26 protein-coding genes are annotated in these 23,658 nt (G+C 29.8%); 1 reads left to right on the top strand and 25 read right to left on the bottom strand.

All coding sequences use genetic code 11. The features are described from left to right. Nucleotides 1-131: 131 nt before the first annotated feature. From LQE93_RS07260 to LQE93_RS07230, 7 genes are all read right to left on the bottom strand, one after another. The gene (locus LQE93_RS07260) at nt 132-890 is read right to left on the bottom strand and encodes an ABC transporter permease (protein WP_442870537.1); all 759 of its coding nucleotides are present in this window, start codon (nt 888-890) and stop codon (nt 132-134) included. Then, the gene (locus LQE93_RS07255; protein ID WP_231072814.1) at nt 874-1,788 is read right to left on the bottom strand and encodes an ABC transporter ATP-binding protein; all 915 of its coding nucleotides are present in this window, start codon (nt 1,786-1,788) and stop codon (nt 874-876) included. Before LQE93_RS07255 ends, LQE93_RS07260 begins: the two co-directional genes overlap by 17 nt. A gap of 157 nt (nt 1,789-1,945) precedes the next feature. Further along, nucleotides 1,946-2,560, bottom strand: a complete 615-nt coding sequence (locus LQE93_RS07250) for a helix-turn-helix domain-containing protein (protein WP_186837870.1) — start codon at nt 2,558-2,560, stop codon at nt 1,946-1,948. An 872-nt stretch (nt 2,561-3,432) separates the two neighbouring features. Next, complete coding sequence (gene rlmD, locus LQE93_RS07245; protein WP_055265481.1) at nt 3,433-4,791, bottom strand: 23S rRNA (uracil(1939)-C(5))-methyltransferase RlmD; 1,359 nt, start codon at nt 4,789-4,791, stop codon at nt 3,433-3,435. A 104-nt stretch (nt 4,792-4,895) separates the two neighbouring features. Then, nucleotides 4,896-5,252: a hypothetical protein gene (locus LQE93_RS07240; protein ID WP_055265483.1), complete on the bottom strand. Its 357-nt coding sequence runs from the start codon at nt 5,250-5,252 to the stop codon at nt 4,896-4,898. 42 nt (nt 5,253-5,294) lie between these two features. Next, nucleotides 5,295-5,957 (bottom strand): hypothetical protein, encoded by a 663-nt coding sequence (locus tag LQE93_RS07235; protein ID WP_186837867.1) that lies wholly within the window; start codon nt 5,955-5,957, stop codon nt 5,295-5,297. Between the two features lie 157 nt (nt 5,958-6,114). After that, nucleotides 6,115-6,753, bottom strand: coding sequence for a helix-hairpin-helix domain-containing protein (locus tag LQE93_RS07230; protein ID WP_231072812.1), 639 nt, complete (start codon nt 6,751-6,753; stop codon nt 6,115-6,117). A 156-nt stretch (nt 6,754-6,909) separates the two neighbouring features. Here LQE93_RS07230 and LQE93_RS07225 point away from each other — a divergent pair, with 156 nt between their 5' ends. After that, nucleotides 6,910-8,193 carry a D-alanyl-D-alanine carboxypeptidase family protein gene (locus LQE93_RS07225; RefSeq protein ID WP_231072810.1) on the top strand — a complete coding sequence of 428 codons (1,284 nt, stop codon included), beginning with the start codon at nt 6,910-6,912 and terminating at the stop codon, nt 8,191-8,193. Nucleotides 8,194-8,405: 212 nt separating this feature from the next. Here the strand turns inward: LQE93_RS07225 and LQE93_RS07220 are convergent, their stop codons facing one another. From LQE93_RS07220 to minC, 18 genes are all read right to left on the bottom strand, one after another. Further along, complete coding sequence (locus LQE93_RS07220; RefSeq protein WP_055265492.1) at nt 8,406-9,302, bottom strand: RluA family pseudouridine synthase; 897 nt, start codon at nt 9,300-9,302, stop codon at nt 8,406-8,408. 18 nt (nt 9,303-9,320) lie between these two features. After that, entirely contained in the window at nt 9,321-10,655 is a 1,335-nt protein-coding gene (locus LQE93_RS07215; RefSeq protein WP_231072808.1) for an LCP family protein, read from the bottom strand. A gap of 23 nt (nt 10,656-10,678) precedes the next feature. Beyond that, nucleotides 10,679-11,254 carry a bis(5'-nucleosyl)-tetraphosphatase (symmetrical) YqeK gene (gene yqeK, locus LQE93_RS07210; protein ID WP_231072806.1) on the bottom strand — a complete coding sequence of 192 codons (576 nt, stop codon included), beginning with the start codon at nt 11,252-11,254 and terminating at the stop codon, nt 10,679-10,681. 2 nt (nt 11,255-11,256) lie between these two features. After that, a complete protein-coding gene (nadD, locus tag LQE93_RS07205) occupies nt 11,257-11,859 on the bottom strand; it encodes a nicotinate-nucleotide adenylyltransferase (RefSeq protein ID WP_055265497.1) in 603 nt (200 codons plus the stop codon). A gap of 2 nt (nt 11,860-11,861) precedes the next feature. Beyond that, nucleotides 11,862-12,167: a ribosome assembly RNA-binding protein YhbY gene (gene yhbY / locus LQE93_RS07200; RefSeq protein WP_055265499.1), complete on the bottom strand. Its 306-nt coding sequence runs from the start codon at nt 12,165-12,167 to the stop codon at nt 11,862-11,864. A 14-nt stretch (nt 12,168-12,181) separates the two neighbouring features. Beyond that, on the bottom strand, nt 12,182-13,468 hold the full coding sequence (gene obgE, locus LQE93_RS07195) for a GTPase ObgE (RefSeq protein WP_055265501.1): 1,287 nt from the start codon (nt 13,466-13,468) through the stop codon (nt 12,182-12,184). Between the two features lie 250 nt (nt 13,469-13,718). Continuing rightward, nucleotides 13,719-14,018 (bottom strand): 50S ribosomal protein L27, encoded by a 300-nt coding sequence (gene rpmA / locus LQE93_RS07190; protein ID WP_055265503.1) that lies wholly within the window; start codon nt 14,016-14,018, stop codon nt 13,719-13,721. A gap of 4 nt (nt 14,019-14,022) precedes the next feature. After that, the gene (locus LQE93_RS07185; RefSeq protein ID WP_231072805.1) at nt 14,023-14,397 is read right to left on the bottom strand and encodes a ribosomal-processing cysteine protease Prp; all 375 of its coding nucleotides are present in this window, start codon (nt 14,395-14,397) and stop codon (nt 14,023-14,025) included. A gap of 8 nt (nt 14,398-14,405) precedes the next feature. Then, nucleotides 14,406-14,717 carry a 50S ribosomal protein L21 gene (rplU, locus tag LQE93_RS07180; protein WP_055265507.1) on the bottom strand — a complete coding sequence of 104 codons (312 nt, stop codon included), beginning with the start codon at nt 14,715-14,717 and terminating at the stop codon, nt 14,406-14,408. Between the two features lie 141 nt (nt 14,718-14,858). After that, a complete protein-coding gene (locus LQE93_RS07175; RefSeq protein WP_231072803.1) occupies nt 14,859-16,292 on the bottom strand; it encodes an Rne/Rng family ribonuclease in 1,434 nt (477 codons plus the stop codon). A gap of 11 nt (nt 16,293-16,303) precedes the next feature. After that, nucleotides 16,304-17,005: a TIGR03936 family radical SAM-associated protein gene (locus tag LQE93_RS07170; protein ID WP_231072796.1), complete on the bottom strand. Its 702-nt coding sequence runs from the start codon at nt 17,003-17,005 to the stop codon at nt 16,304-16,306. Further along, the gene (locus LQE93_RS07165; RefSeq protein ID WP_055265513.1) at nt 16,989-18,842 is read right to left on the bottom strand and encodes a TIGR03960 family B12-binding radical SAM protein; all 1,854 of its coding nucleotides are present in this window, start codon (nt 18,840-18,842) and stop codon (nt 16,989-16,991) included. Before LQE93_RS07165 ends, LQE93_RS07170 begins: the two co-directional genes overlap by 17 nt. Nucleotides 18,843-19,051: 209 nt before the next feature. After that, complete coding sequence (locus LQE93_RS07160; RefSeq protein ID WP_055265515.1) at nt 19,052-19,918, bottom strand: site-2 protease family protein; 867 nt, start codon at nt 19,916-19,918, stop codon at nt 19,052-19,054. A gap of 45 nt (nt 19,919-19,963) precedes the next feature. Continuing rightward, nucleotides 19,964-20,380: a hypothetical protein gene (locus tag LQE93_RS07155; RefSeq protein WP_055265517.1), complete on the bottom strand. Its 417-nt coding sequence runs from the start codon at nt 20,378-20,380 to the stop codon at nt 19,964-19,966. Between the two features lie 114 nt (nt 20,381-20,494). After that, a complete protein-coding gene (gene rodA / locus LQE93_RS07150) occupies nt 20,495-21,634 on the bottom strand; it encodes a rod shape-determining protein RodA (protein ID WP_055265519.1) in 1,140 nt (379 codons plus the stop codon). A gap of 236 nt (nt 21,635-21,870) precedes the next feature. Then, on the bottom strand, nt 21,871-22,140 hold the full coding sequence (gene minE, locus LQE93_RS07145) for a cell division topological specificity factor MinE (protein WP_055265520.1): 270 nt from the start codon (nt 22,138-22,140) through the stop codon (nt 21,871-21,873). A 15-nt stretch (nt 22,141-22,155) separates the two neighbouring features. Next, nucleotides 22,156-22,953 carry a septum site-determining protein MinD gene (minD, locus tag LQE93_RS07140; protein WP_055265522.1) on the bottom strand — a complete coding sequence of 266 codons (798 nt, stop codon included), beginning with the start codon at nt 22,951-22,953 and terminating at the stop codon, nt 22,156-22,158. A gap of 16 nt (nt 22,954-22,969) precedes the next feature. Next, the gene (minC, locus tag LQE93_RS07135) at nt 22,970-23,614 is read right to left on the bottom strand and encodes a septum site-determining protein MinC (protein WP_231072795.1); all 645 of its coding nucleotides are present in this window, start codon (nt 23,612-23,614) and stop codon (nt 22,970-22,972) included. Between the last annotated feature and the right edge of the window lie 44 nt (nt 23,615-23,658).

Below are 23,658 nucleotides of genomic sequence, written 5' to 3'. Positions count from 1 at the left end.
CCCTATAACATGTTTTAAATTGCTACATTACTGAAATTTTATCATTTGTATTTTTTTACCACAAGCTTGGTGGGGGGTTGTTTTTTACATTTATTTAAATTAAAAATTATATTCAATAAAATCAAGTATCCCTATTTCAAATCCTCTTTTTTGAAATGGCTAAATATTAATAAAAATCCAGCTATAGATACAAAGGCAATTATTGCTATTGATAGAAAAATTGGATAGCCTGTACTTTGTATTTTACCCTCTATTAGAAAAAATGTAGCTGTCCATGGGTATAATGCTCCAAAATCTTGATTAGTAAGTGCTGCACTACCCATAACGATAACAGCTGAAGCAATCACAGGGGCAACAAATCCCTTTGTTTTTTGAGCTATATAAGCAAACGGAGAAACTGTTAAAAACATGAGCATACTGCCAAGTAAAAATTTCAATAACCATTCGATAGCAATAACTAAGTTATATCCATTCATTCCAAAAACAGCATGATATATTCCAGATAAAATAAGTATACCTGCCCATGTTACACAGGTAAGCATAGCAATCCAAAGTAACAAGGTACAAAACTTGCCAAGCAGTAGCTTTGTTCTTGAAATCGGTATTGGCAGTATAGTTTTTAATGTATTTTCTGTATACTCACGACTAAATAAGTAGGCAGTGATTACCACATATATCATCATATTAGTTAAAAGCATCATATACAGCAAACTATTATCATAAACGTTAGCCAGTGTGAAAACACGCTCTGGATGCTCAAAGTGAGTTTGCAAGGATTCTATAAACATCATAAATGGCGTAGACATAACACCTAAAATACTTATAAGCACCATTTTTGAATGTTTTAACTTTAATAATTCGCAGTAAATAATATTAAGCAATGCTGCCACCTCCAATCAATCCTGAAAAATAATTCTCTAGGTTTTCTTCGTCTATATTTATTTTTGTTACCAACAGACCATTCTCTACGAAAGCTTTATTGATTTCCCCTGAATTATGAGTAAAATCATAAATTTTTATTGTATTACCTTGTATTGAATAGTCTTTAATCTGATAGTTATTTTCTAATATTTTTGCGGCTATTTCCACATTAGACAATTCAAATTCAATATATCTACGATTTCGCTTGTGAAGCTCTGCCATGTTAACTTCTTCTATCAAGCGACCTTCGTGCATAACACCGATAATATCTGCAATCTGTTCAATCTCATTTAAAACATGGCTTGAAATTAAAATAGTAGTACCTTTGCTATGACTTAGCTCAGACAGGAACGAGCGAATTTCAGAAATACCAATAGGGTCAAGTCCGTTTATAGGTTCGTCAAGTATCAGTAGTTCAGGTTCATGCATAATTGCTGCTGCAATACCAAGTCGCTGTTTCATACCTAATGAATAATCAGCAAACACTTTTCTTGTTTCCTTTTCTAACCCAACAACTCTAAGTGCCTCCTGTACCGAATCTTTACTGAGCTTTCCTCGCAATTTAGCAATAATTTTCAAATTTTCATATCCTGTTAAATTACTATAAAAACCTGGTGTTTCAATAATAGAACCTATTTTTCCGTAAAGACTATGAGTGTGTTCCTTATAATCTGTGCCGAATAATCGAATTGATCCTCCTGTCGGATAAACAAGCTGTAACATCATTTTCATTGCGGTTGTTTTTCCTGCTCCGTTTCTGCCAAGTAAGCCGTAGATTTTGCCTTTTGGCACATGAAGATTAATATTATCAACAACGGTAGTTGTTCCATATTGTTTAGTAAGATTTTCTGTTTCAATGATATTCATATATATCTGTCCTCTCTGTTATTTTGTATGTTGTGTTGACCACAATTTTATTATCTGACCTTATATCATAAAAACCAAGAAACCTATCGTCACAATAGAAAATAGGCCCTGACACTTTTCGTGTCAGAGCCTATTTTCAAAGGTTTATGCTGTTTTTTCACTTTATTTTACTCTGCTTAAACAGTACAAATATTTTCGTTATAAAAATCAAAAATAGAAATGTTGTCACATATGGTTCTCTTGCCATAGCAAAAAAGCAGGTTGCCACAACTCCTAATACTACAGAACATTTTGTGATGTAGTTGCACCATAACTCTCTATCAAGTCGGATGAATATAAGTTTAGCAATACCAATACTAATCAAAGCAATAAAAATAATCCAATAGATTGCAAGATTTATCGGTGTAGAGTCTGTAAATGATATTAGGTTAACTGAATAGATATAATCTCCTACTCGTTTTCCATATAGAGGCAAAATAATAAATACAATCGCCATCAAATCCAGTACTGCACCAAGTATATTGTAAATCTTATCCATATTAGAACTATTTTCTGTTTCCGCAATATTGATTAATTCTTCCCCAGATAACAATTCATCAATAGAAATTGAAAATAGTTTAGATATACTTTTTAGCGATTCAATATTTGGGTAGCCTTTTCCACTTTCCCATTTTGAAACTGCTGTTCTTGATACATATAATTGCTCTGCAAGTTGTTCCTGTGTTAAATTTCTCTGTTTTCTAAGCTGTTGTAGCTTTTCATTAAACTCCAAAAATAAATCTCCTTCCCTTGTAATAAGCTAATAAATCTTATTTAAAATTCTCCTAATTTTAATATAAGATTTATCCTATAGTGTAAAAAAACGATATCTATTTTGTAGTCTAAACTATCAAGGTACCCTTGTTAGATATTTTTTTACAGGGTACCTTGATACATAATTTTTTAACCAAAATCATTAAAATACTCAAATTATTTAAAACAAAGCTTTTTCAGCACTCTATTTCTCCACTACGTTACGAAATGCGGACTTAAATTCTAAATTCAATCTTCACTATCGCTTGATTTCATTAAGAATTTAATGTCTCTTCGTAAGCCTAACTACTGTCTCAGCAGTAGACTGTTTCCAATCAGTGTTCTTCTTATTATTATGAACATCTTGCTCCGCTACTCTCCACAAGATGGACTTTCCCACTAAGTTCAGCTAACGCTTCACTAAGTGTTCAATGCCTCTTGGACAGTCTTGCATGGACGGTTGTAAAAGTCTTAATATTTTTATGGAACGTATTTCTCCGCTGCGTTACGAAATGCGGACTTAAATTCTAAACTCAATCTTCACTATCGTTCGATTTCATTAAGAATTTAATGTCTCTTCGTAAGCCTAACTACTGTCTCAGCAGTAGACTGTTTCCAATCAGTGTTCTTATTGTTAGTATGAACATCTTACTTCGTTACTCTCCACAAGATGGGCTTTCTCACTAAGTTCAGCTAACGCTTCACTAAGTGTTCAATGCCTCTTGGACAGTCCTTACATGGACGGTTGTAAAAGTCTTAATATTTTTATGGAACGTATTTCTCCACTACGTTACGAAATGCGGACTTAAATTCTAAACTCAATCTTCACTATCGTTCGATTTCATTAAGAATTTAATGTCTCTTCGTAAGCCTAACTACTGTCTCAGCGTGTGGTGTATTTGGGAACATATCTTTTACTGTACTCTTTTCTACAGTATAGCCATGTTCTAGTAATACATCTAAGTTCTCAACCATAGTCTTTGGATTACATGAAACGTAGATTATTTCTGGTGCGTTAAACTTAATTACGTAATCTAAAGCCTTTGGTGAAACCCCGCTTCTTGGTGGGTCTAATATTATTATGTCTGGTTTTACTTTAACCTTTTTAATTGTCTCCGCAACATCTCCTGCTATAAATTCACAGTTATCAAGTCCATTAAGCTTTGCATTTTCTTTTGCAGCTTCAACAGCTTCTTCTATCAGTTCAAGACCTATAACTTTTTTAGCATTTGGTGCAGCTATTTGACCTATAGTTCCTGTTCCACAATAAAGGTCAAATACAACTTTATTTTCTCCATCTCCCATAAATTCTCTTACTAAGCTATAAAGGCTTTCTGCTCCTTTAGAGTTAGTTTGGAAGAATGAGAATGGAGATATCTTAAACTTAAGTCCTAATAAGTTTTCTACTATATAATCTCTTCCAAATAGCACATTAACCTTTTCTGGTATAACTGCATCAGATAATGAATTATTCTCAGTATGTAATACAGAAACTAATTCACCCTTATATTCTAAAGACTTAAGTAATTCTGTATACTCTGTTAAATCAAAATCTATTTGAGTAGTTGTAACTAAGTTAACCATTAGCTCACCTGTATTAGTTGCTTTTCTAATTACAAGATGTCTTAAATACCCTTCTCTCTTCATTACTCTATAGTATGGTAGGTTTTGTTTTCTAAAATATTCTACTGTAGCTGTAAGCACTTTTCTGAAATCTTCATCAATTATCATACAGTGATCTACTGTTAATACACCGAAAGATTTACCTTTCATATGCATACCTAAAGTAAGCTCTCCACCTTTTTCCATATCTCCAAAGGTAAATTCCATCTTATTTCTATACTCCCAATGATTTTCGCTACCTTTTACTCCAAGGTACATTCCCATTGGTAAATCCTTTGAATCAAAAAGCTCGCATATTTCATGGCTTAATAAATCTAATTGTTTATCATAAGTTAAATTTTGTGAGCTACACCCACCACAAACTCCAAAATGTGGACATGGTGCTGGTATTTCATATTCTGCTTTTTCTAAAACTTCTACAAGCTTTGCTTCAGCATAGTTTTCTCTATTTTTCTTTATAGTTCCCTTAATTACTTGACCAGGGAAAGCCCCTTTCACATAAATCTTTTTCCCCTCTAGTTCCCCAACTCCCATTGATGGAAATTCAATATTATCAATCTTTACTGTTACTTGGCTTCCTCTTCTCATAGTACACTCCTAAAAATTTATTTTTTGTTTAACAAAGGAAAAACCACCTAATAAATTTCGGTGGTGTAAGTTCTTCGTAATAAATCAAAGACTTATAAAATAACTTATCTCAATACTATTTTTTTCCCTACTGTTTTTCCTTGTAATATCTCTTGTGATATTGGATAGTATAATACATTACTAATTATAAATACTATAAGAAAAACTTCATCTCTCATAGCTATTTTATAACCTAGTACTCCTAATATTAAATCAAATACAACGAAAAGAATCAACGCTATTCCTACTGCTAATATTTGGTCTAAACATCCTGCTAGAATAACTTTAAAGTAATGTGAAAACTTTCCTTCAACTGTTACTACCTCTTCATATACTTCTTCTTTTGCAACATTTTCAACTTCTTCTTCAGTTAGGATTTGCTCTAGTTCTTTTTCAACTAAATTTTCTTGATCTTTTTCCAAATCTTACTCCTCCAATATTAAGATAAGACAAAAATCATTCCCCTATTTAAACTGATACTCCTTAGTTTGTAAAGTATATAATAAGAAATCATCAGTTATTGATATTGTCTCTCTTACTCCATCTAAATTATTTTCTATTGTAGTTACATTATTATTTCCTGTTATCATGTCGTAGATTTGTTGATTTAGCTCACTATAATCTCTTCCAGTCACTCCTGTAAATGCTTCAGAGAACGTAGAAAAAGAAGTTGCTCCAAAGTCAAATGTTCCTTCTTCTTCAATAGCTTTTTTATCTAATATTGATGAAATTTTCATTACAAGTTCACCAGATGCTAAATCTGTACCATATTGCTTAAATCCATAGTACATACTTTCTATTCTGTTTGGTTCTGGATCTTCAATATCTATATTTATATGATTATCATTTATAGATAATCCATTTGTATCTTCTTTTACTTCTTCTGTTATCTCATAATCTAATCCATAAAAAGTAGCTGTTTCTTCTACTCTTGATAATATTTCTTTATTTAATTCAGCAACTTCTTCTCTAGTAAGGTCTTGTGACCATTCTCCTGGAAGTGCCTCTCTAGCTTCAACTTTTATATTTGTAACATCATTATTAGCATTCTCTTTATTATTAGAACACCCTATCATTCCTAATATAAGTACTGTGCTTAATCCTATAGCAACTGTTCTTTTTATCACAATTAATACCCCCTACGATATTCTATTTATATTAACATTATTTTTTCCTAAATTTAATTAATTATATCATTTTATACGACTTATTGAAAGGTTTTCCTACGATTTTCACTGTAATTTCACTTTTATTTTGATATTTTTATATCATTTTTTAATATTTTTATAAAGTTATCTTTTCTTTTATCTTCTCGAATGTCTTTTCACCTATTCCATCTACATTTTTAATTTCATCAACAGATTTAAATCCACCATTCTTCTCTCTATATTCTATTATACTTTGAGCTTTTACATCTCCGATACCTGTGATTTTCTTTAGCTCATTTATATCTGCCAGATTAATATTTATTAAACCATCTGATTCTATAACAACTTCATTGAAAACCGTATTAGTATTTTCATCATTTATGTTTGATATTATTACAAGTTCATGATTTTGAAGTTTCTTAGCTCTATTTATATTTGTTATATTAGCCTCACCAGTTAATCCACCTGCTTTTTCTATTAAATCCTTAACTATACTTCCTTCTTGCAATTCATAAACATCTGGGATTAATACCTCTCCTTTAATTTCAACAAATATCATTGGAACATCTAACTTTTCTTCATTAGTCACTAAAGTTTCCATATTACTTATTAAATTATCGCTAATTTGTTCATCACTATCAACAAATATATTTTGCATATATTTATCCGAAAATACTTTGTTATTATTTTTACCATAAAGAATAATTGATGAAATAAATAAAATTGTTAATACTATTATTGTTGCAATTACTTTTTTATCTTTAAATTTGTCCATATACTAATTTCTCCTTATAAAGAAATAATATCTAATATTATTAACATATTTATCTAATTTAAACTTTTACATAGCAAAACATAATTTACTGTAGAATAAATTTTTCATTTTTGTTAAAATAATTCTGTAAAATAATTGATACGTGGGGAGAACTATATGAAAAAAACTTTAACAAAGTTCCTACTATTATTGTTTATTTGTACTGTGTTTTTTACAAATATTACAATTGAAAATGTACATGCTGTGCCACTTTTAGAAGCACAAGGTGTTGTTTTAATGGATGGAAAATCAGGGGAAATACTATACTCTCAAAATGCCGATGTTCAATATGAACCTGCATCAATCACTAAAGTTATGACTGCCATAGTAGTATTAGAAAATACTAATTTAGATGACAAAGTTACTATAGGTACAAATCCACCTCTAGTTGACGGATCTGCAATCGGTATAAGAGAAGGGGAAGTTTATACTATTGAAGAGTTATTAATAGCTATGTTATTAGAATCTGCTAATGACTGTGCTGAAGCTCTTGCTGAATTCGTTTCTGGCTCAAATGCTGAATTTGGGAAACTTATGACTGAAAGAGCAAAAGAGTTAGGATGCACTAATTCTGTATTTAAAAATCCAAGTGGTTTGCATGAAGAAGGTCATCTTACAACTGCAAACGATATGGCTAAGATTATGAGATTTGCATTAAATTTTGATGATTTTAATAGAATATCAAGAATTATTTCATATCAATATGTTAATCACCCATATTCAGATGGTACTGAAAAATGGGCTACAAATAGAAATAACTGTTACGTAGACTGGTCTCAGTGGTATTACGAAAATTTATATTGTGGTAAAACTGGATGGACACCAGAAGCTAATCATACATATGTAGCTACAGCAGTTAAGGATGATGAGGTATTAGTAGCTTCATTCTTAAATGCTTATAATAAAGATACTCAATATACAAGCGTTGGACAATTATTTAATTGGGGATTTGATAACTTTAACTCAGTTAAGCTATTTAATAAGGGAGATATTGTTGGTGAATATCAGATTAGTGATAATACTTCTATTCCGCTATTAACTAATAAAGATATATACTATACTCTATCAGCTAATGAAGAACAAGATATTACAACCGCTTTTAATTATGCAGATAAAGATTACTCTGAAAGTTCAATAAAAAAAGGCGATGTACTATTCGATGCAACACTTATTGTTAACGGAGAGAAATATACCACTTTAGAACTTTTAAGTGGTTTAGATAGAGAATATACAACTAAGATTAAAATAGAAAATACAATTAACAAATATGCTTCAAACAAAATAATAATATCTATAATTTTAATATTAATTCTTTCATTGTGTATCTATATATATATTCGTAAAAGAAAACTTAATAAAAGAAGAGATTTTATAAGAAAGAAATATAACTTAGATATTTAAAATTATAAGTACTATTTAGATTTAATCTAATATAAATATTTAAATTATAAAAGATAAAAAATATATTAATAAAAATGCCTTAGATAGATATTTGGTCTATCTAAGGCATTTTTTATGAGTAGTATATTAAATATTTAATTTATAATAATTATCTCGCTTTTGATTATAAAAACTTTTCATATATTATAGAAACCTATACTATTTAAAAATTCTTATCTCAAAACTTTTAATAAATTATCAATATCATCAGGCAAGTTTGCTCTTAGTGAAAGTTCCTCTTTAGTTCTTGGTGATTTAAAATCTAAGCCATAAGCATGTAATGCCTGTCTTTTCATATATTTATCATCATCTTCATATCCGTATAATGTATCTCCGTATATAGGATGACCAAGTGCCTTTAAATGCACTCTTATCTGATGAGTTCTTCCTGTTTCTAATAAACATTCAACAACGTCAGCATCTTTTAATCTTTCAACTACCTTATAATGAGTTATACTTCTTTGTCCTCTTTCATCTATAACTCTTCTTATAGCCCCTTCTTCTTCTGGTCTATAAATAGGTAAATCTATAGTACCTTCTTCTTTTTCAAGATGACCATGCACAACAGCTAAATATCTCTTTTCTACATTATTCTCTTGCATCTCTTTTGATAATTCCATATGTGCATATTGATTCTTAGCAACTATTATAAGCCCTGATGTATCCATATCAAGACGGCTTACAAGTCTTACAATACAATCTTGGCCTGTTTCCTTAAAATAATATAATAATCCATTAGCCAAGGTACCTGATTGATATCTTTTAGTAGGATGAACAACCATATTCGGTCTTTTATTTATAACTATTATATCTTTATCCTCATATACAATATCTAAATCTATCTTTTCAGGTTCAATATTTTGACTTTCCTTTTTAGCTAAATTTATAAGTATTTTATCGTTATCTTTTAGTACATAATTCATTTTTACAGGAACATCATTAACAAAGATTCTTTTATCTATAGATGCACCTCTTATAAGTCTTGAAGATAATCCCATGTGAAATTTAAGGAACTCTCTTATCTTCATTCCCTCAAATTCTTTATGCACAACTCTCTCTAAAGTACTCATTATTACCTCCAAATTTATTTAAAATGAATCAAAGTCTTCTCCTAGAATTATTACAGCATCATAGCTACTGTATTCTTCACTATTATTTTTTTGGAAGTTATCAATTCCAGTATCAATTTTTAATTGCTCTTTTAAAGTCTTATCATTACACATTATTATAGATTTAGATCTCTTTTCAGCATTTCCTACTTCAACAGAATAATAACCTATATATTGCATTTCAGTTTTAACATTTCCTGCTAATCCATTTATTCTAGTTCCATTAAGCACTAGTATGTTATAGTCAGCTCTGGATTTATCATCTTCTAAAACTTCACCTGACTTAATAGATGCTAAAAGCTCTCTATTCATACTTGGGTCAACAATTAAAAATGATTCATCATATATTATTTCATCATATCCTTGAAGTGTATTCATTGATATTCCTGAGTTTGTTAAGAACTTTAATCCATAAGATATCATCTTATCTCCTGGCATATTTGTATCTATATTTTCCTTAACAACATCTAAAATCTTAGGTAACTTAAATATAATAGTTGGACTTAAGCATTTTTTTAAAACTTCCTTCATAAATGCTTGTTGATTCCTTATTCTTCCTAAGTCTCCATCAATAAATCCTGTACCATCATTATTTTTTCTCCATCTAAAGAATTCCTCTGCCTTTTTCCCATCTAAATGAACAGTTTCTCCTGCATTAAAGTGAATATGCAAGTCTTGAGCATCATCATCATAATCCATCTGCCGCTCTATATACATATCTACTCCACCAATAGCATCTATAAAGCTTCTAAATGCATTATAATCTATTTCAACCATATAGTTTATATTGGTTTCTAAAAGTAATTCGACATGCTTTATAACTTCTTCTTCTCCACCTAATACATAAGCATTGTTTATTTTCCAATAAGGCCTTAGGTTTCCATATTCATCATAAGCATCCACTTGTATTAAAGTATCTCTTGGAATAGATACTATATTTATCTTTTTAGTGTTTGGATTATAATTAAGAACCATCATCGTATCTGTTCTTCTTATGGCCTTATTTTCATCCTGCTCTGCATCTCCTATATCCATACCTAATATAAGAATATTTACAGGTTCATTTTTTCTAGGAGTTATCCCTTCTTGTAAATCATTTTTTCTTAAAGCCAGAATAAATGATATTACTGAAAAGAACATTGTTGTAATTAAAACTAATAATAGCAAAATAAGAACAACTATAGTCAACCTAACTCTAGCTCTTCTTTTTGCTTTTTTTCTTAATTCTTTTTTTCTTTCAAAGTCTTCTCTAGCACTCCTAGTTATAAGCCTCGGATCTTTATTAGGTCTATTTTTATCACCATTACCCGCCATAATAACCCCCTCGTAATATAAAATTATAATTTTACATTGTTATATAATAAGTAATTTCTAGCCTTAAAAGTATTTCCGTCTATTGCCACACCTCTATCAAGTAAAAATTTAATAGTATGAGTTAATGCTTTTATCATAGCTAAATCCAAGTCTTCTCTAGCTACCTTTCTTAATTCATCTAGCCCATTAAAATTTCTTGATGGTTCAATTAAATCTGCTAAATATATGATTTTATCTAAATTGCTCATATTTTCTTTCCCAGTTGTGTGCCATCTCATAGCGCTTAATATTTCATCATCTTCTATTTTGAATACTTTTTTTCCTAATATAGGAGCAACTATAGCATGCCATAACTCCATATTTCTTTCTTCGTCAATAGTTAAGCTTATACCTTCTTCATCAATTAACTTTTTTAAATCAGTTACTTTCATGTTTTTAGCTATATCATGAGATAATGCTGCTATTTCAGCTTTAAACTTATCTTCACCATGTATTTCTGCTAATTCTATAGCTGTATTTACTACTCCAACAGTATGATTATATCTATTTTCAATAAGATTTTCTTTAAGGTATTTATTCATCTCATAGATGCTAATCATTCTTATTCCCCCTCATATAACCTATTATCAACTATATATTTTAAAACTTTATCTGGAAGAAAGAAATCTACTCTCTTTCCTTCTTCCAGTCTTTCTCTTATCATTGAAGATGAAATATCAATATTAGCTACATTTAATAGGATAATATTTGCTTGATACTTTTCTTCTAATTTTCTCTTTTGATGTTCTAATTCTTCTACTGAAAATTGTCCCCTATTAAAAACAACAAAATTACAATTTTGTAGTACTTGGTCTGGATTCCTCCATTTCTCAATATCCATTAGAGAATCTCCACCAGCTATAAAATATAATTGTACATCATCACTCTTTAAGGCTTTTAGAGTTTCATAAGTAAAACTAAGCCCTTGCTTCTCAATTTCATAATCACTAACTATAAAATCTTTATAATCTTCTATGGCAAGCTTAACCATATCAAGCCTAAATGATGAATCTATAATAGAATTTTTCCTTTTATGTGGCGGATTACCTGCTGGCATAAATATTATAGTATCTAAATCTAGCTGTTCTTTAGCCTCATATGCAATATAAAGATGTGCTAAGTGAATAGGATTAAAAGTACCACCCATTATGCCATAGCGCTTCATAATTATTTTCTATTTCCTTGTGGTATTTCTATCTTAGGCTTCTTTTCTGACTTTTTGTATAATACTATCTTACTACCTATAGCTTGAATTCCTTCACAACCTATTCTTCTGCATATTTCATCAGAAGCTTCTCTAGCACCTAATCCACTATTTTCTAAAACTTTTATCTTTATAAGTTCTCTAGCTTCTAAAGCATCTTCTAATTGCTTTAAAAATGCTTCTTCTATACCATTTTTACCTATTTGGAATATAGGGTCCATAGTATTAGCTAACCCTCTTAAATAAGCTCTTTGTTTTCCTGTAATCATATAATAATATCCTCCTATAAGATGTATTCAAATTCAAAGTCGTTTAATCTTACCATATCTCCATCTTCAATTCCCATTTCTCTAAGCTTATCAAGAACACCTTTGTTTCTTAATACTTTGTGGAAATATCTTAATGAGTCAGCATCATGAATATTAACTGCACTTAATAATCTATCAACGAATGATCCAGTAACAACATAAGTGTTGTATCCATCATTCTCTTCAATTTCAATTTCGTAAGTGAATCTCTTTTCTTCTTCTACGTATCTTTCTTCTTCTGGTATTTCTAAATCCATTATTGGAATTTCTGTTAACATCTTACCAGCTTCTTTTATAACTTCTTCAACCCCTGATTTAGTTGCTGCAGACATCTTAAACACTTTATCGAATCCTAATTCATTAACTTTTCTCTTAAAGTCTTCAAAAACTTCTTCATCATAAAGCATATCAGCCTTATTAGCTACAACTATTTGTGGTCTATCCCAAAGCTTTACAGAATATTTCTTAAGTTCTTCATTTATCTTAACGAAGTCTTCAAAAGCATCTCTACCTTCAACTCCTGATATATCTACAACGTGAATTAGAAGTCTTGTTCTTTCTATATGTCTTAAGAAATCTAATCCTAATCCTACACCTTCAGCAGCCCCTTCTATAATTCCTGGGATATCTGCCATAACAAATGAATTTATTCCTTCTGCTTTAACAACTCCAAGATTTGGTTTTAGTGTAGTAAAGTGATAGTTTGCTATCTTTGGTTTTGCAGCAGTTACTGTTGAAAGCAATGTAGACTTACCTACATTAGGGAATCCTACTAATCCAACGTCAGCAAGTAATTTTAATTCTAAAGTTAAAGTTCTTTCTTCTGCTGGCATACCTGGTTCAGCGAAGTGTGGTGCCTGTCTTGTTGGTGTACAGAACTTACAGTTACCTTTACCACCTTTACCTCCTCTTGCAATAACAAATGTATCATCTTTATGAGAAAGGTCACAAATTACCTTATTAGTTTCAAAATCTCTAACTATAGTTCCCATTGGAACTCTTATGTATAGATCTTCTCCATCTTTACCATAGCATTTTGAACCTTGACCATTACCACCAGATTCAGCAACGAATTTTTTCTTATATTTGAAATCTAAAAGAGTAGTTAATCCAGTATCAACAGTAAAGATAACACTTCCACCTTTACCACCGTCTCCACCATCTGGTCCTCCTAATGGAACATACTTTTCTCTTCTGAAAGTAACTGCTCCATTACCGCCTGCACCTGATTTAACTAATATCTTGGCTCTATCTATAAACATAGTCTATACCTCCTAAGTATCTATAAACATAATAACTCATCTTTTATTATGCCATAACTTACTAATTTTTATAATTAATAATTAATAAATAAGAATTAATAATTACTGATGAAACTTCTATTAAACTTATTAATTTAAATTTAAAAATCCTTAGGATTTTTCATCTTAAATTCTTAACTTTTAATTATTAATTGTTAATTATTTGCGTATATTAATAAAAGCACCCATTGGGTGCTTTTATTTATATAAATTATTCTGCTATTTCTTGAACTTCTACAGGATAAATAGAAACTTTTTTCTTGTCTCTACCCATTCTTTCAAATCTTACGATTCCGTCTTCTTTAGCAAATAGAGTGTCATCTCCACCCTTACCTACGTTAACACCTGGGTGAATCTTAGTTCCTCTTTGTCTAACTAGTATGTTTCCAGCTAAAACGAATTCTCCGTCAGCAGCTTTAACACCAAGTCTCTTAGCTTCAGAGTCTCTACCGTTCTTAGAGCTACCTACCCCTTTCTTGTGGGCAAATAATTGAAGGTTCATTATCATCATCTCGTTACACCTCCTCATTTTTTAAATTTATATATTTATTCCGTTTATTTTTACCAAAACTAGCTTCTAAGGACATCATTAAGCTTTCCATAGACTTTTCAAAAGTCTTAAGTAAAACCTGCCCTTTTTCTATCTCATCTTCATTAAGCTCAGACAAATTCAAAGATAAATATCCATCATTTATTTCATACTTTACTGGAAGCTTTAAAACTTCCTCCATGCCTATTACAGCACTTTGAGATAAAACAGAAACTGAATTACATATTAAATCATATGCATCACCAATAGTGTTTTCAATTTCTTCTCTTGATAAAGCATGACCTGATATCTTAAATCCAAGAGATAAATTACCTTTTTGTAAAATAGTAACTTTAATCATAACTTAAATTAAGCTTCGATTTTTTCGATTACTAACTTAGTGTAAGGTTGTCTGTGACCGTTCTTTCTTCTGTAGTCCTTCTTAGCCTTGTACTTGAAAACTGTTACTTTCTTAGCCTTACCTTGAGCAACTACTTTAGCCACAACTTTAGCACCTTCAACAACTGGTGTACCAACTTTTAAAGTTTCACCGTTTGATACTGCTAAAACGTCTGTTAATTCAACTGTTGAGTCAACTTCTACATTTAGCTTTTCAACGTATATTACGTCTCCTTCGCTAACTTTGTATTGTTTTCCTCCTGTAGTTAATACTGCGTACATTAAAAACACCTCCTCTATTTACGGATTCGCCAATGTAGGTACAAAGATTTAACTTTGTTTTATTTAAAACCTTACTATGTGCGGTTCACTATGACATTTTATCACAAAATTATTCATCTTGTAAAGAAATTTATATAACTTTTAAACTGTTTTTATTTTGTAACTTTGGTAATTTTCTTTTTGACTTGAAAATATCAAAGGTTCAAGGTTATACCCCTCAAGATTATCTATAAAATTTAAATAAATTTCTTTATCTAATCCATCTATCCTAGCTAAAAAACCAACTAAATCTTCTTTTACACTTTCTTCGTAGCTTTCATCAAGTTCAATGTAAAAATCACTTATTGAATTTTCTCTATATGCTCTTAAAATCTCATTTTTAATTAAATTCTCTAAGTAGGATAGTTTTAATATATATCCATTAGATTTACACTTTTTACAACCTTCTTCTAAATACTCATATATAGATTTCCCTTTTCTTCTTCTAGAAATCTGTATTAAATCTAATTCAGTAAAAGGATATATTTTTGTATTTCCTTTATCTGATTCTAGAGATTTTTTTAGAGTTTTCATAACGATAGGTCTTTGTTTATCATCTCTCATATCAATGAAATCTACTACTATTATTCCACTTAAATTTCTTAGCTTAATCTGTCTACCAATTTCTTTAGCAGCTTCCATATTAGTTTCAAATATTGTTTTGTTAAAATCTCTAGCTTTTGTATGCTTACCACTATTTACATCTATAACATACATAGCTTCAGTTTTATCTATAACTATATATCCACCACTCGGTAAATTTACTTTCTTATGTCTAAGCTTTAGTATTTCCTTTTCGATTCCATAATAATCAAAAAGACTTATATCTTCTTCATAATATTTTATAGATATATTATCTTTATTCTTTATAAAACCTTCTATAATTTCAATTTGCTCTTTATCATCACAAATTATATTAGTTTTTACATTATCTAATTCCGAAAAAAACCTTACAATTAAATTATTGCTATCTATTTTTCCTAAGTGAGTTGAATAGTTTAATTTTCTTTCTAACTCTTCCTTTTTCTTAAAAAGAATCTCTAAATCTTTTAAAATTTCTTCACTTTCTGCCTCTTCTGAGTCAGTTCTAAAAAGAACTTCAACATCTCTTGGTGGCTTTATAAGAGTAGTTAATTTTTGTCTAGCTTCTAATGATGTAATTCTTTTAGAAAGCTTTATACCTTCACTACCTAAAGTTAATACTGCATACTTTCCTGCTATGCTTGGTTTATGAGTTACCTTAGCACCTTTATTACCTATAGGTTCTTTTAAAATTTCAACTAATATATCTTGACCTTTTTTCACGCCAACTCTTTTTAATTCATCACTATAATACATATAGGCTTCTTTTTCTAATCCTATATCAATAAATATTGAATTAATAGAAGGTAGAATATTTTTTATTCTACCTTTATATATTTCACCAATTTGAGGGTCAGTAGAGTGTTCCTCAACTATACACTCTACTAATTCTCCATTTTCTTTTACTGCAATTTTTAAAAAGTCTTCTTCATTAAGAACAAATACTTCTTTCATCTTCCCACTTCCTAAATGCCTTTATATAGTGGAACATACTTATTCTTCTTTAATAAGTACATTTCTTCTCTTTTTATATTAACAAAGGCATCTTTGTTTATTCCATCAACCTTACTCTTAATATAAGTTACTAAAAGATCTGCTGAAAGATTTTCTCTACTACCTGTAGCTATAAGAGTATTTATTATAAGTTCATTATCCTTAACCCAATATTTAAGCTCTTTAATAAGAGGTTTAATATCAGTTTCTTTTTCACCTTTTTTAGTCTTTTTAACTATATTAAATTCTTTTTCATTAAGCATAGAATCCATAGCTTCTGCTATACCTTCTTCACTATTTAACTTAAGTTTTATAGTGTATCTAGCACCATCTAAAAGTGCCATTGTTTGAGGTAATCTCTTTACATTTTCTATTATTTCTATACCTTTAGCACAAATGAATTTAATTGTCGGAGGTGCAAATTCGTTTAATGTATTTACTACTTCCTCTTCTTTTAACTCTTTAGTTAAAACTAAATCTAAATATTCTCCATCAGAGTAAACTCCAACTGAAAGTGGTTGTGCTATTGATAACGCCATATGTGGGTTAAATCCTTTTGAATATTCTATAGGAAGACCTGATCTTCTTATTATTCTTTGTATAGTTCTCATTAAATCTAAGTGACCTATAAACTTTATATCTTCACCTTTAGTAAACTTAATTACATAACGCACCTTCGAAACACTTCCCTTCCTTAAAGTTTACGTTGATTCCACAACCTGTACAACCTTCTCTACAGTTCTTAGTTAGTTCTGCATTCTTAGCTTTTTCATTTTCTCTCTCAAGATACTTTCTATTTACACCGATATCGATGAAGTCCCATGGAAGTACTTCATCATAGCTTTTCTCTCTGTAAACATAGAAATCAGGATCTAAGTTGCAATCAGCCATAGCTTCATCCCAAATCTTCTTGCTAAAGAATTCTGACCATCCATCAAATTTAGCACCTTTTTCAAATGCTTTAATTAACACATCACAAGTTCTTCTGTCTCCTCTTGCAAATACTGCTTCCATGAATGAAGTTTCTTGTTCATGGTAATTATAATTAATGCTTCTTGAATTTATAGAATCCTTAACAGCCTTAATTCTTTCAGCAACTATTTCTGGCTTTTCCATTGGAGCCCATTGGAATGGAGTGAATGGCTTTGGAACTAAGATAGATGTACTTACTGTAATCTTTAATCCCTTACTTCTTTTTTCCTTTGGAGTTGCAAAGTAAACATCAGCTATCTTCTCAGCAAGCTCACCAATTCCTCTAGCATCTTCAGTAGTTTCGTATGGAAGTCCTACCATAAAGTATAACTTCATAGTGCTCCATCCTGATTCAAAAGCATTTTTAGCAGCTGCTAAAATTCTATCTTCAGTTAACCCCTTATTTATTATGTCTCTCATTCTTTGAGACCCAGCTTCTGGAGCAAAAGTTAGCCCTGTTTTTCTAACCTTTTGGATTTCTTTTATTAAATCAACGTCAAAGGCATCTACTCTTATTGATGGAAGAGCCACACCAACTTTATTATCTTCATGTTCTGCTACAAGTTGAGTTATTAATCTTTGTATATCTGAATAATCACAAGTACTTAATGAAGCTAATGATATCTCTTGATATCCTGTAGCTTTAACAGCTTTTCTAGCTTGCTCTAATAAAGTATTTGTAGTCTTTTCTCTAACTGGTCTATAAATCATACCTGCTTGACAGAATCTACATCCATTAGTACATCCTCTAAATGTTTCTAAAACTATTCTATCGTGTACTATTTCAGTATAAGGAACAATCATTTCCTCTGGAAATGATACAGCATCAAAGTTATTAACTACTCTCTTTTGAACTTTAGCTGGTACATCATCATACTTTGGCTTAAATTCTTTTATAGTTCCATCTTCATTGTATGTAACATCATAAAGTGAAGGAACATAAATACCTCTAATCTTAGATATTTCTCTTAAGAATTCTTTCTTTTGTCCTTTTCCCTTGTACTTCTTGTATACATCAAGTACGTCATTCATCATTTCTTCACCTTCACCAATTTCGAAGAAATCAACGATGTCGTATAATGGTTCTGGATTATATGCACAAGGTCCACCAGCCATAATAATTGGCTCATCTTCGCCTCTTTCAGAAGCTCTTATAGTTATTCCGCTCATATCTAACATGTTTAATATATTTGTATAACTCATTTCATATTGAAGAGTGAACCCTAATATATCAAATTTATCTAATGAATCTTTAGTTTCTAAAGTATAAAGAGGAATATTATTTTCTCTCATTAGAGCTTCCATGTCTGGCCATGGAGCAAAAGTTCTTTCACAATATGTATCTGGTCTTTCATTTATTGTATGATAAAGAATTCTAGTTCCTAAATGGGACATTCCTACTTCATATACATCTGGGAAACAAAAAGCAAATCTTATGTCAACTTCATTTGGATTTTTTATAACTTGGTTTAATTCTCCCCCAACGTATCTAGCAGGCTTTTCAACTTTACATAAAATATCATCGCTTATTTTATTCATAAATACCTCCATTAGCTTAATGGCAAATTATCAATGGCAAATGGCAAATTATAAATTAGTATAGAATCTACACAATAAAATTCTTACTATTTATGAAAAACATAAAGAAACTGTATAAACAGTTTCATATTTCAATTTGCCATTCTCCATTTACCACTTGTCATTTATCAACTGTTAACATTCTAGCATATCCTCTATCTAAAAGTAAACTAACTACTATCGTTCTTATTCTTAACATAATCTTCTAAGGATATGTTTCCATATATTTTCAAAGCTTCAACAAGTTCATCTTCATTTAATACATATATTAATTTCATATCATCATCTAATACATAAAAGCTATTAAATCTATTTTTATCAATATAAGTTAGCAATTTTACTAGGCCTTGTTTATAATATACTGATATAGTTCTATTCTCAATAAATCCATTTCTTATTATATTACTTCTTTTCTTAAATACATTTCCCATTAAAATATACATGGTTGCTTCTTCTTCTGTACTAGTTATATCAATCATTATTATACCTATAAGAAATAATGATATATTAAATTTCTTTAAAAAAATAGCTGCTGATACTGATATCAAAATAAAAAAAGCAGCTATTGTGTAGCTTATTATAGATATTATTTTCTGTGCCCTCTTATAAGTAATTTTTCTTGAAAGTATTATTTCCATTATCCTAGCTCCATCCAACGGATATGCTGGTAATAAGTTGAAAAAAGCTAAACCAAAATTCAGCTTAAATAAAATCTCAAAAATTTCTTTATTGGTATATTTAAACAATATCGCTGATACTATCATAATAATAATATTAGACATAGCACCTGACATATATATAATTAATTTATCTTTATTTGTAAGTTCTTCTAAATCCATAAGTTCGACTTTTGCTCCATAAATATGGAACTGCAAATTATTAAACTTACTTCCCTTCATTTTTGCAACTAAAATATGACTAAATTCATGAATTAGTATACATATACATGATAAAAGAAATGTTTTATCGATATTAATCAATACCGCTACAAGCAAAAATTCTGAAAGTAATATCTGCTTCCATCTTTTAAATTTCACACTATCAAATCCTTACTATTACTGTCCCTCCTATAATGATTTTACTTAATACGTAAAATCATCATTTATTAATTTTTCTTTAATCCAATCAATAGACTCTAAAAATTTATTTTTTATGGATTCTATCTTTATTTCTTTCGAATTAACATTAGCATTTGCATATGTATACTCTTGTTCTATACCATACTTAAACTTGGTATAGTACTGTCTAATATCATCATTCGTTGAATATTTTCCTCCAAAAGCAAATAAAAATAACATCATTGTTCCTACAAGCTGCATCATTAAGAGATTTGAAATAAAACTTTCATTTTTATTTCTTCTATTTTTTGAATAAACAGTACTACCTCTATATATAGGAATATCTTCATCATAACTAATTTTACTCTTGGAATTGCTTATATTATGCTTTTTCTTGAGTCCTTCATAATATTCTTTATATTGAAAGCTATAATTACTCATCTCTCCTCCTAAAAAAATTGCTTATTTAATTATATTTTTTTTCAACTAAAAATATAACTTATATCATTATTCTATAAATAAAAATAGAACTACTAAAAAGTAGTTCTATTAAATCTAAAAATATAATTTCTTTTTTCTCATACCAATATTTAAAACTAATCCTAATGATAAAATTGTAGTAAGAAGTGAGCTTCCTCCATAACTAACTAAAGGAAGAGTTATTCCGGTAATAGGCATTAAACCTATAGTCATCCCTATATTTTGCCATATAGCAAATAGTAAATATGACGTCATTCCTATAGCTACTATATTTCCAAACATATCTTTTGAATCTCTTGCTATAGCTATCATCCTACAAATCAATATCCCATAAAGAGCTAGTAAAAATGCTGCTCCTAACAAGCCCCATTGCTCACCAATTTGAGCAAATATAAAATCAGTTTCAACTTCTGGAACATACTGTGATGCATAGCCACCAGCACTATCTTTAGACAATGAATTATGTGTCCCTAAAAAACCTCCAGAACCTATTCCAATTAATGATTGTCTTAAGTGATATCCTTCTTCTGAACTATTAGCCTCTGGATTTTGAAATGATATAATTCTCATCTTTTGATATGGCTGAATTAATCCTGAATTCCACACAAGAACAATTGCCACTACTAATCCAGTAAGACCACCGATGATTATCCTCTTATCTAATCCACCTGCAAAAAATACCCCTACAACCATAAAAAATAAAACCATTGTCATACCCATATCTGGTTGAATTACTATTAAAGCTGCCGGTATTATAGCGTAAACAGCTAATATACAGAAGTTTTTAAAATTATTTATATTGCCGTCCATATCTTCTAGCTTTTTACCCATCATCATTATTGTTGCTACTTTAGCAAGCTCTGCAGGCTGAAATGATACTATACCTAAATTAATCCATCCTTGTGCACCATTTACCGCCTTACCAATTATTAATACAAGCACTAGTAACACAATTGATGCCCAATAAAACAATGGTGTAAATCCTTTAATTATACTATAATCTAACGCCATTATTAAATATAATGCAACTAAAGATACCCCGAAAAATAATGACTGTTTAATTACATATGTAGTATTATAAGCATAAGGTTTTGTAGCTAAATATATATTAAGTATCCCAAATAATACAATTGTTACAATTGAAAAAAGCATCCATTTATCAATCTCTTTAAATTTCTTTTTATCCATTTTAAATTGAGATAATGGTATTATCATTTAATTGACCTCCACATTCTCTAGTATTTTTTTATTATATCCTATTTCTACTTTTTTCTCCATAAATATTTATTCTATATTATTCTTTTTAATAAAAATTTAATAAAGATATTCAAATAAGTATATAAAATCATAAAACAATAAAATACATTACTCTAACTTAAATAATAAATATATATTAAAAAAGAAGCCAGGATAACACTGACTTCTAAATTATTATCTATTAATTATTAAAATTATCTACTTTTTAAGTTCCTTATTGGAATATTAGCAACAAGTGCTGGCCCACTATTCCCTTCTTCATCCTCGGCTCTGTTAAAGGATATATCAACATCCTCACCATCTATTTCTATATACTTAGAAATAACCTCTAGTATTTCTTCTCTTATTTTATCTAACATCTCTGGAGCTAATGATCCCCTATCATGTATAAGTATCAATCTTAATCTATCTTTTGCAACTTCTTTTGGTGTAACTTTGTTTGAAAATACCTTTAAAAAATTCATAACCCCTCACTCCTCCTAGCTTCTCTTAAATAACTTCTTAAAAGCTGAGAAGAATCCACTTGATTCAGTACTTAAATCTAATAATTGAACTTCTTCACCCATAATTCTCTTAGAAATATTTCTAAAGGCTTGTCCTGATTTAGACTCTTGGTCTAATACTATTGGCTCACCTTTATTAGTTGATACTGTAATTCCTCTATCGTCAGGCACAACCCCTAAAAGCTTAACCGATAAAGTTTCAATTATATCTGGGACATCAAGCATATCACCTTTTTTAGTCATTTCATAATTCAATCTATTTACTATTACAGCGTGGTCTTCTAAGCCTTTAGCGTCTAACTTTCCAATAACTCTGTCAGCATCTCTAACTGAAGTAATTTCTGGATTAACTACTACTATTGCCTTATCAGCTCCAACAACTGAATTTTCAAATCCTTGCTCAATACCTGCTGGAGAATCTATTAAAACATAATCAAATTCTTCTTTTAAGTTATTTACTATATTTAACATATCATGAGTGCTGATATCATCTTTATCTTTAGTTTGAGCTGTAGGTAAAAGACATAGGTTTGGATATCTCTTATCTTTTATTAAAGCTTGTTTTAATCTACATCTATTTTCAATAACATCCATTATCGTATAAACTATTCTATTTTCTAACCCCATAAGTACATCAAGGTTTCTAAGACCGGTATCTCCATCAACCACTACTACTTTTTTACCTAAAGCAGCTAATGCTGTACCTAGGTTTGCTGTAGTTGTAGTCTTTCCTACTCCACCTTTACCTGATGTAATAACTATAGAAACTCCCATTTTTATCCCTCCACATTTAATATATATATTTATTTGGTAAATATGGCTCCACCACTATGGCTCCATCTTTAATTTTTGCAACTTCTGGATAAGAAGGTTTAATCCCATCCTCAGGTGATATAGTTACTATATTACTTATCTGTAGCAATTCAGGTTGCAGAGAAAATGCAGCGACAATTGACTTCTCATTTCCACTAAATCCAGCCCTAACTTGTCCTTTTATGCTTCCTAATACTATTATATTTCCTCCTGCAACGACTTCAGCTCCGCTATTTATGTCGCCTATTATCACAATATTTCCCGGGTAATTAATTAATTGTCCACCTCTTACAGTTTTCTTTATAAATTTTGTTTTCCCTTCATAAATTCCATTAAAAACCTTATTATCTTCCCCTTTTTTTACACTTATGTCTTCAAAAACGCAATCTCTTATACATATTTTATCAAAAAGTTCATCCTTAAGCTTAGCTATTTCTGACTCGGTAACATGTTTAAAATTAGCTGTAAGCTTTACTATGGAATTTCTATAAAATCCTTTTCCTATAGATAAAGTATTTACTAAAGCTTCAATAACTTCATCAAAGGTAGCAAACTTTTCTATATCAATTATCGCGTTTATACCTTCTTTATTACCTCTAACTTGTATTCTGCTATCTTTCATTGGTTACCCTCCACCAATTTAATACAAACTTTTTAAATAAATTA

It is taken from the genome of Clostridium sp. NSJ-145, assembly GCF_021044725.1.
Taxonomy (GTDB): domain Bacteria; phylum Bacillota; class Clostridia; order Clostridiales; family Clostridiaceae; genus Clostridium; species Clostridium disporicum_B.
Note: the sequence above shows the minus strand (reverse complement) of the source record. Positions and strands in the feature narration are given on the sequence as shown.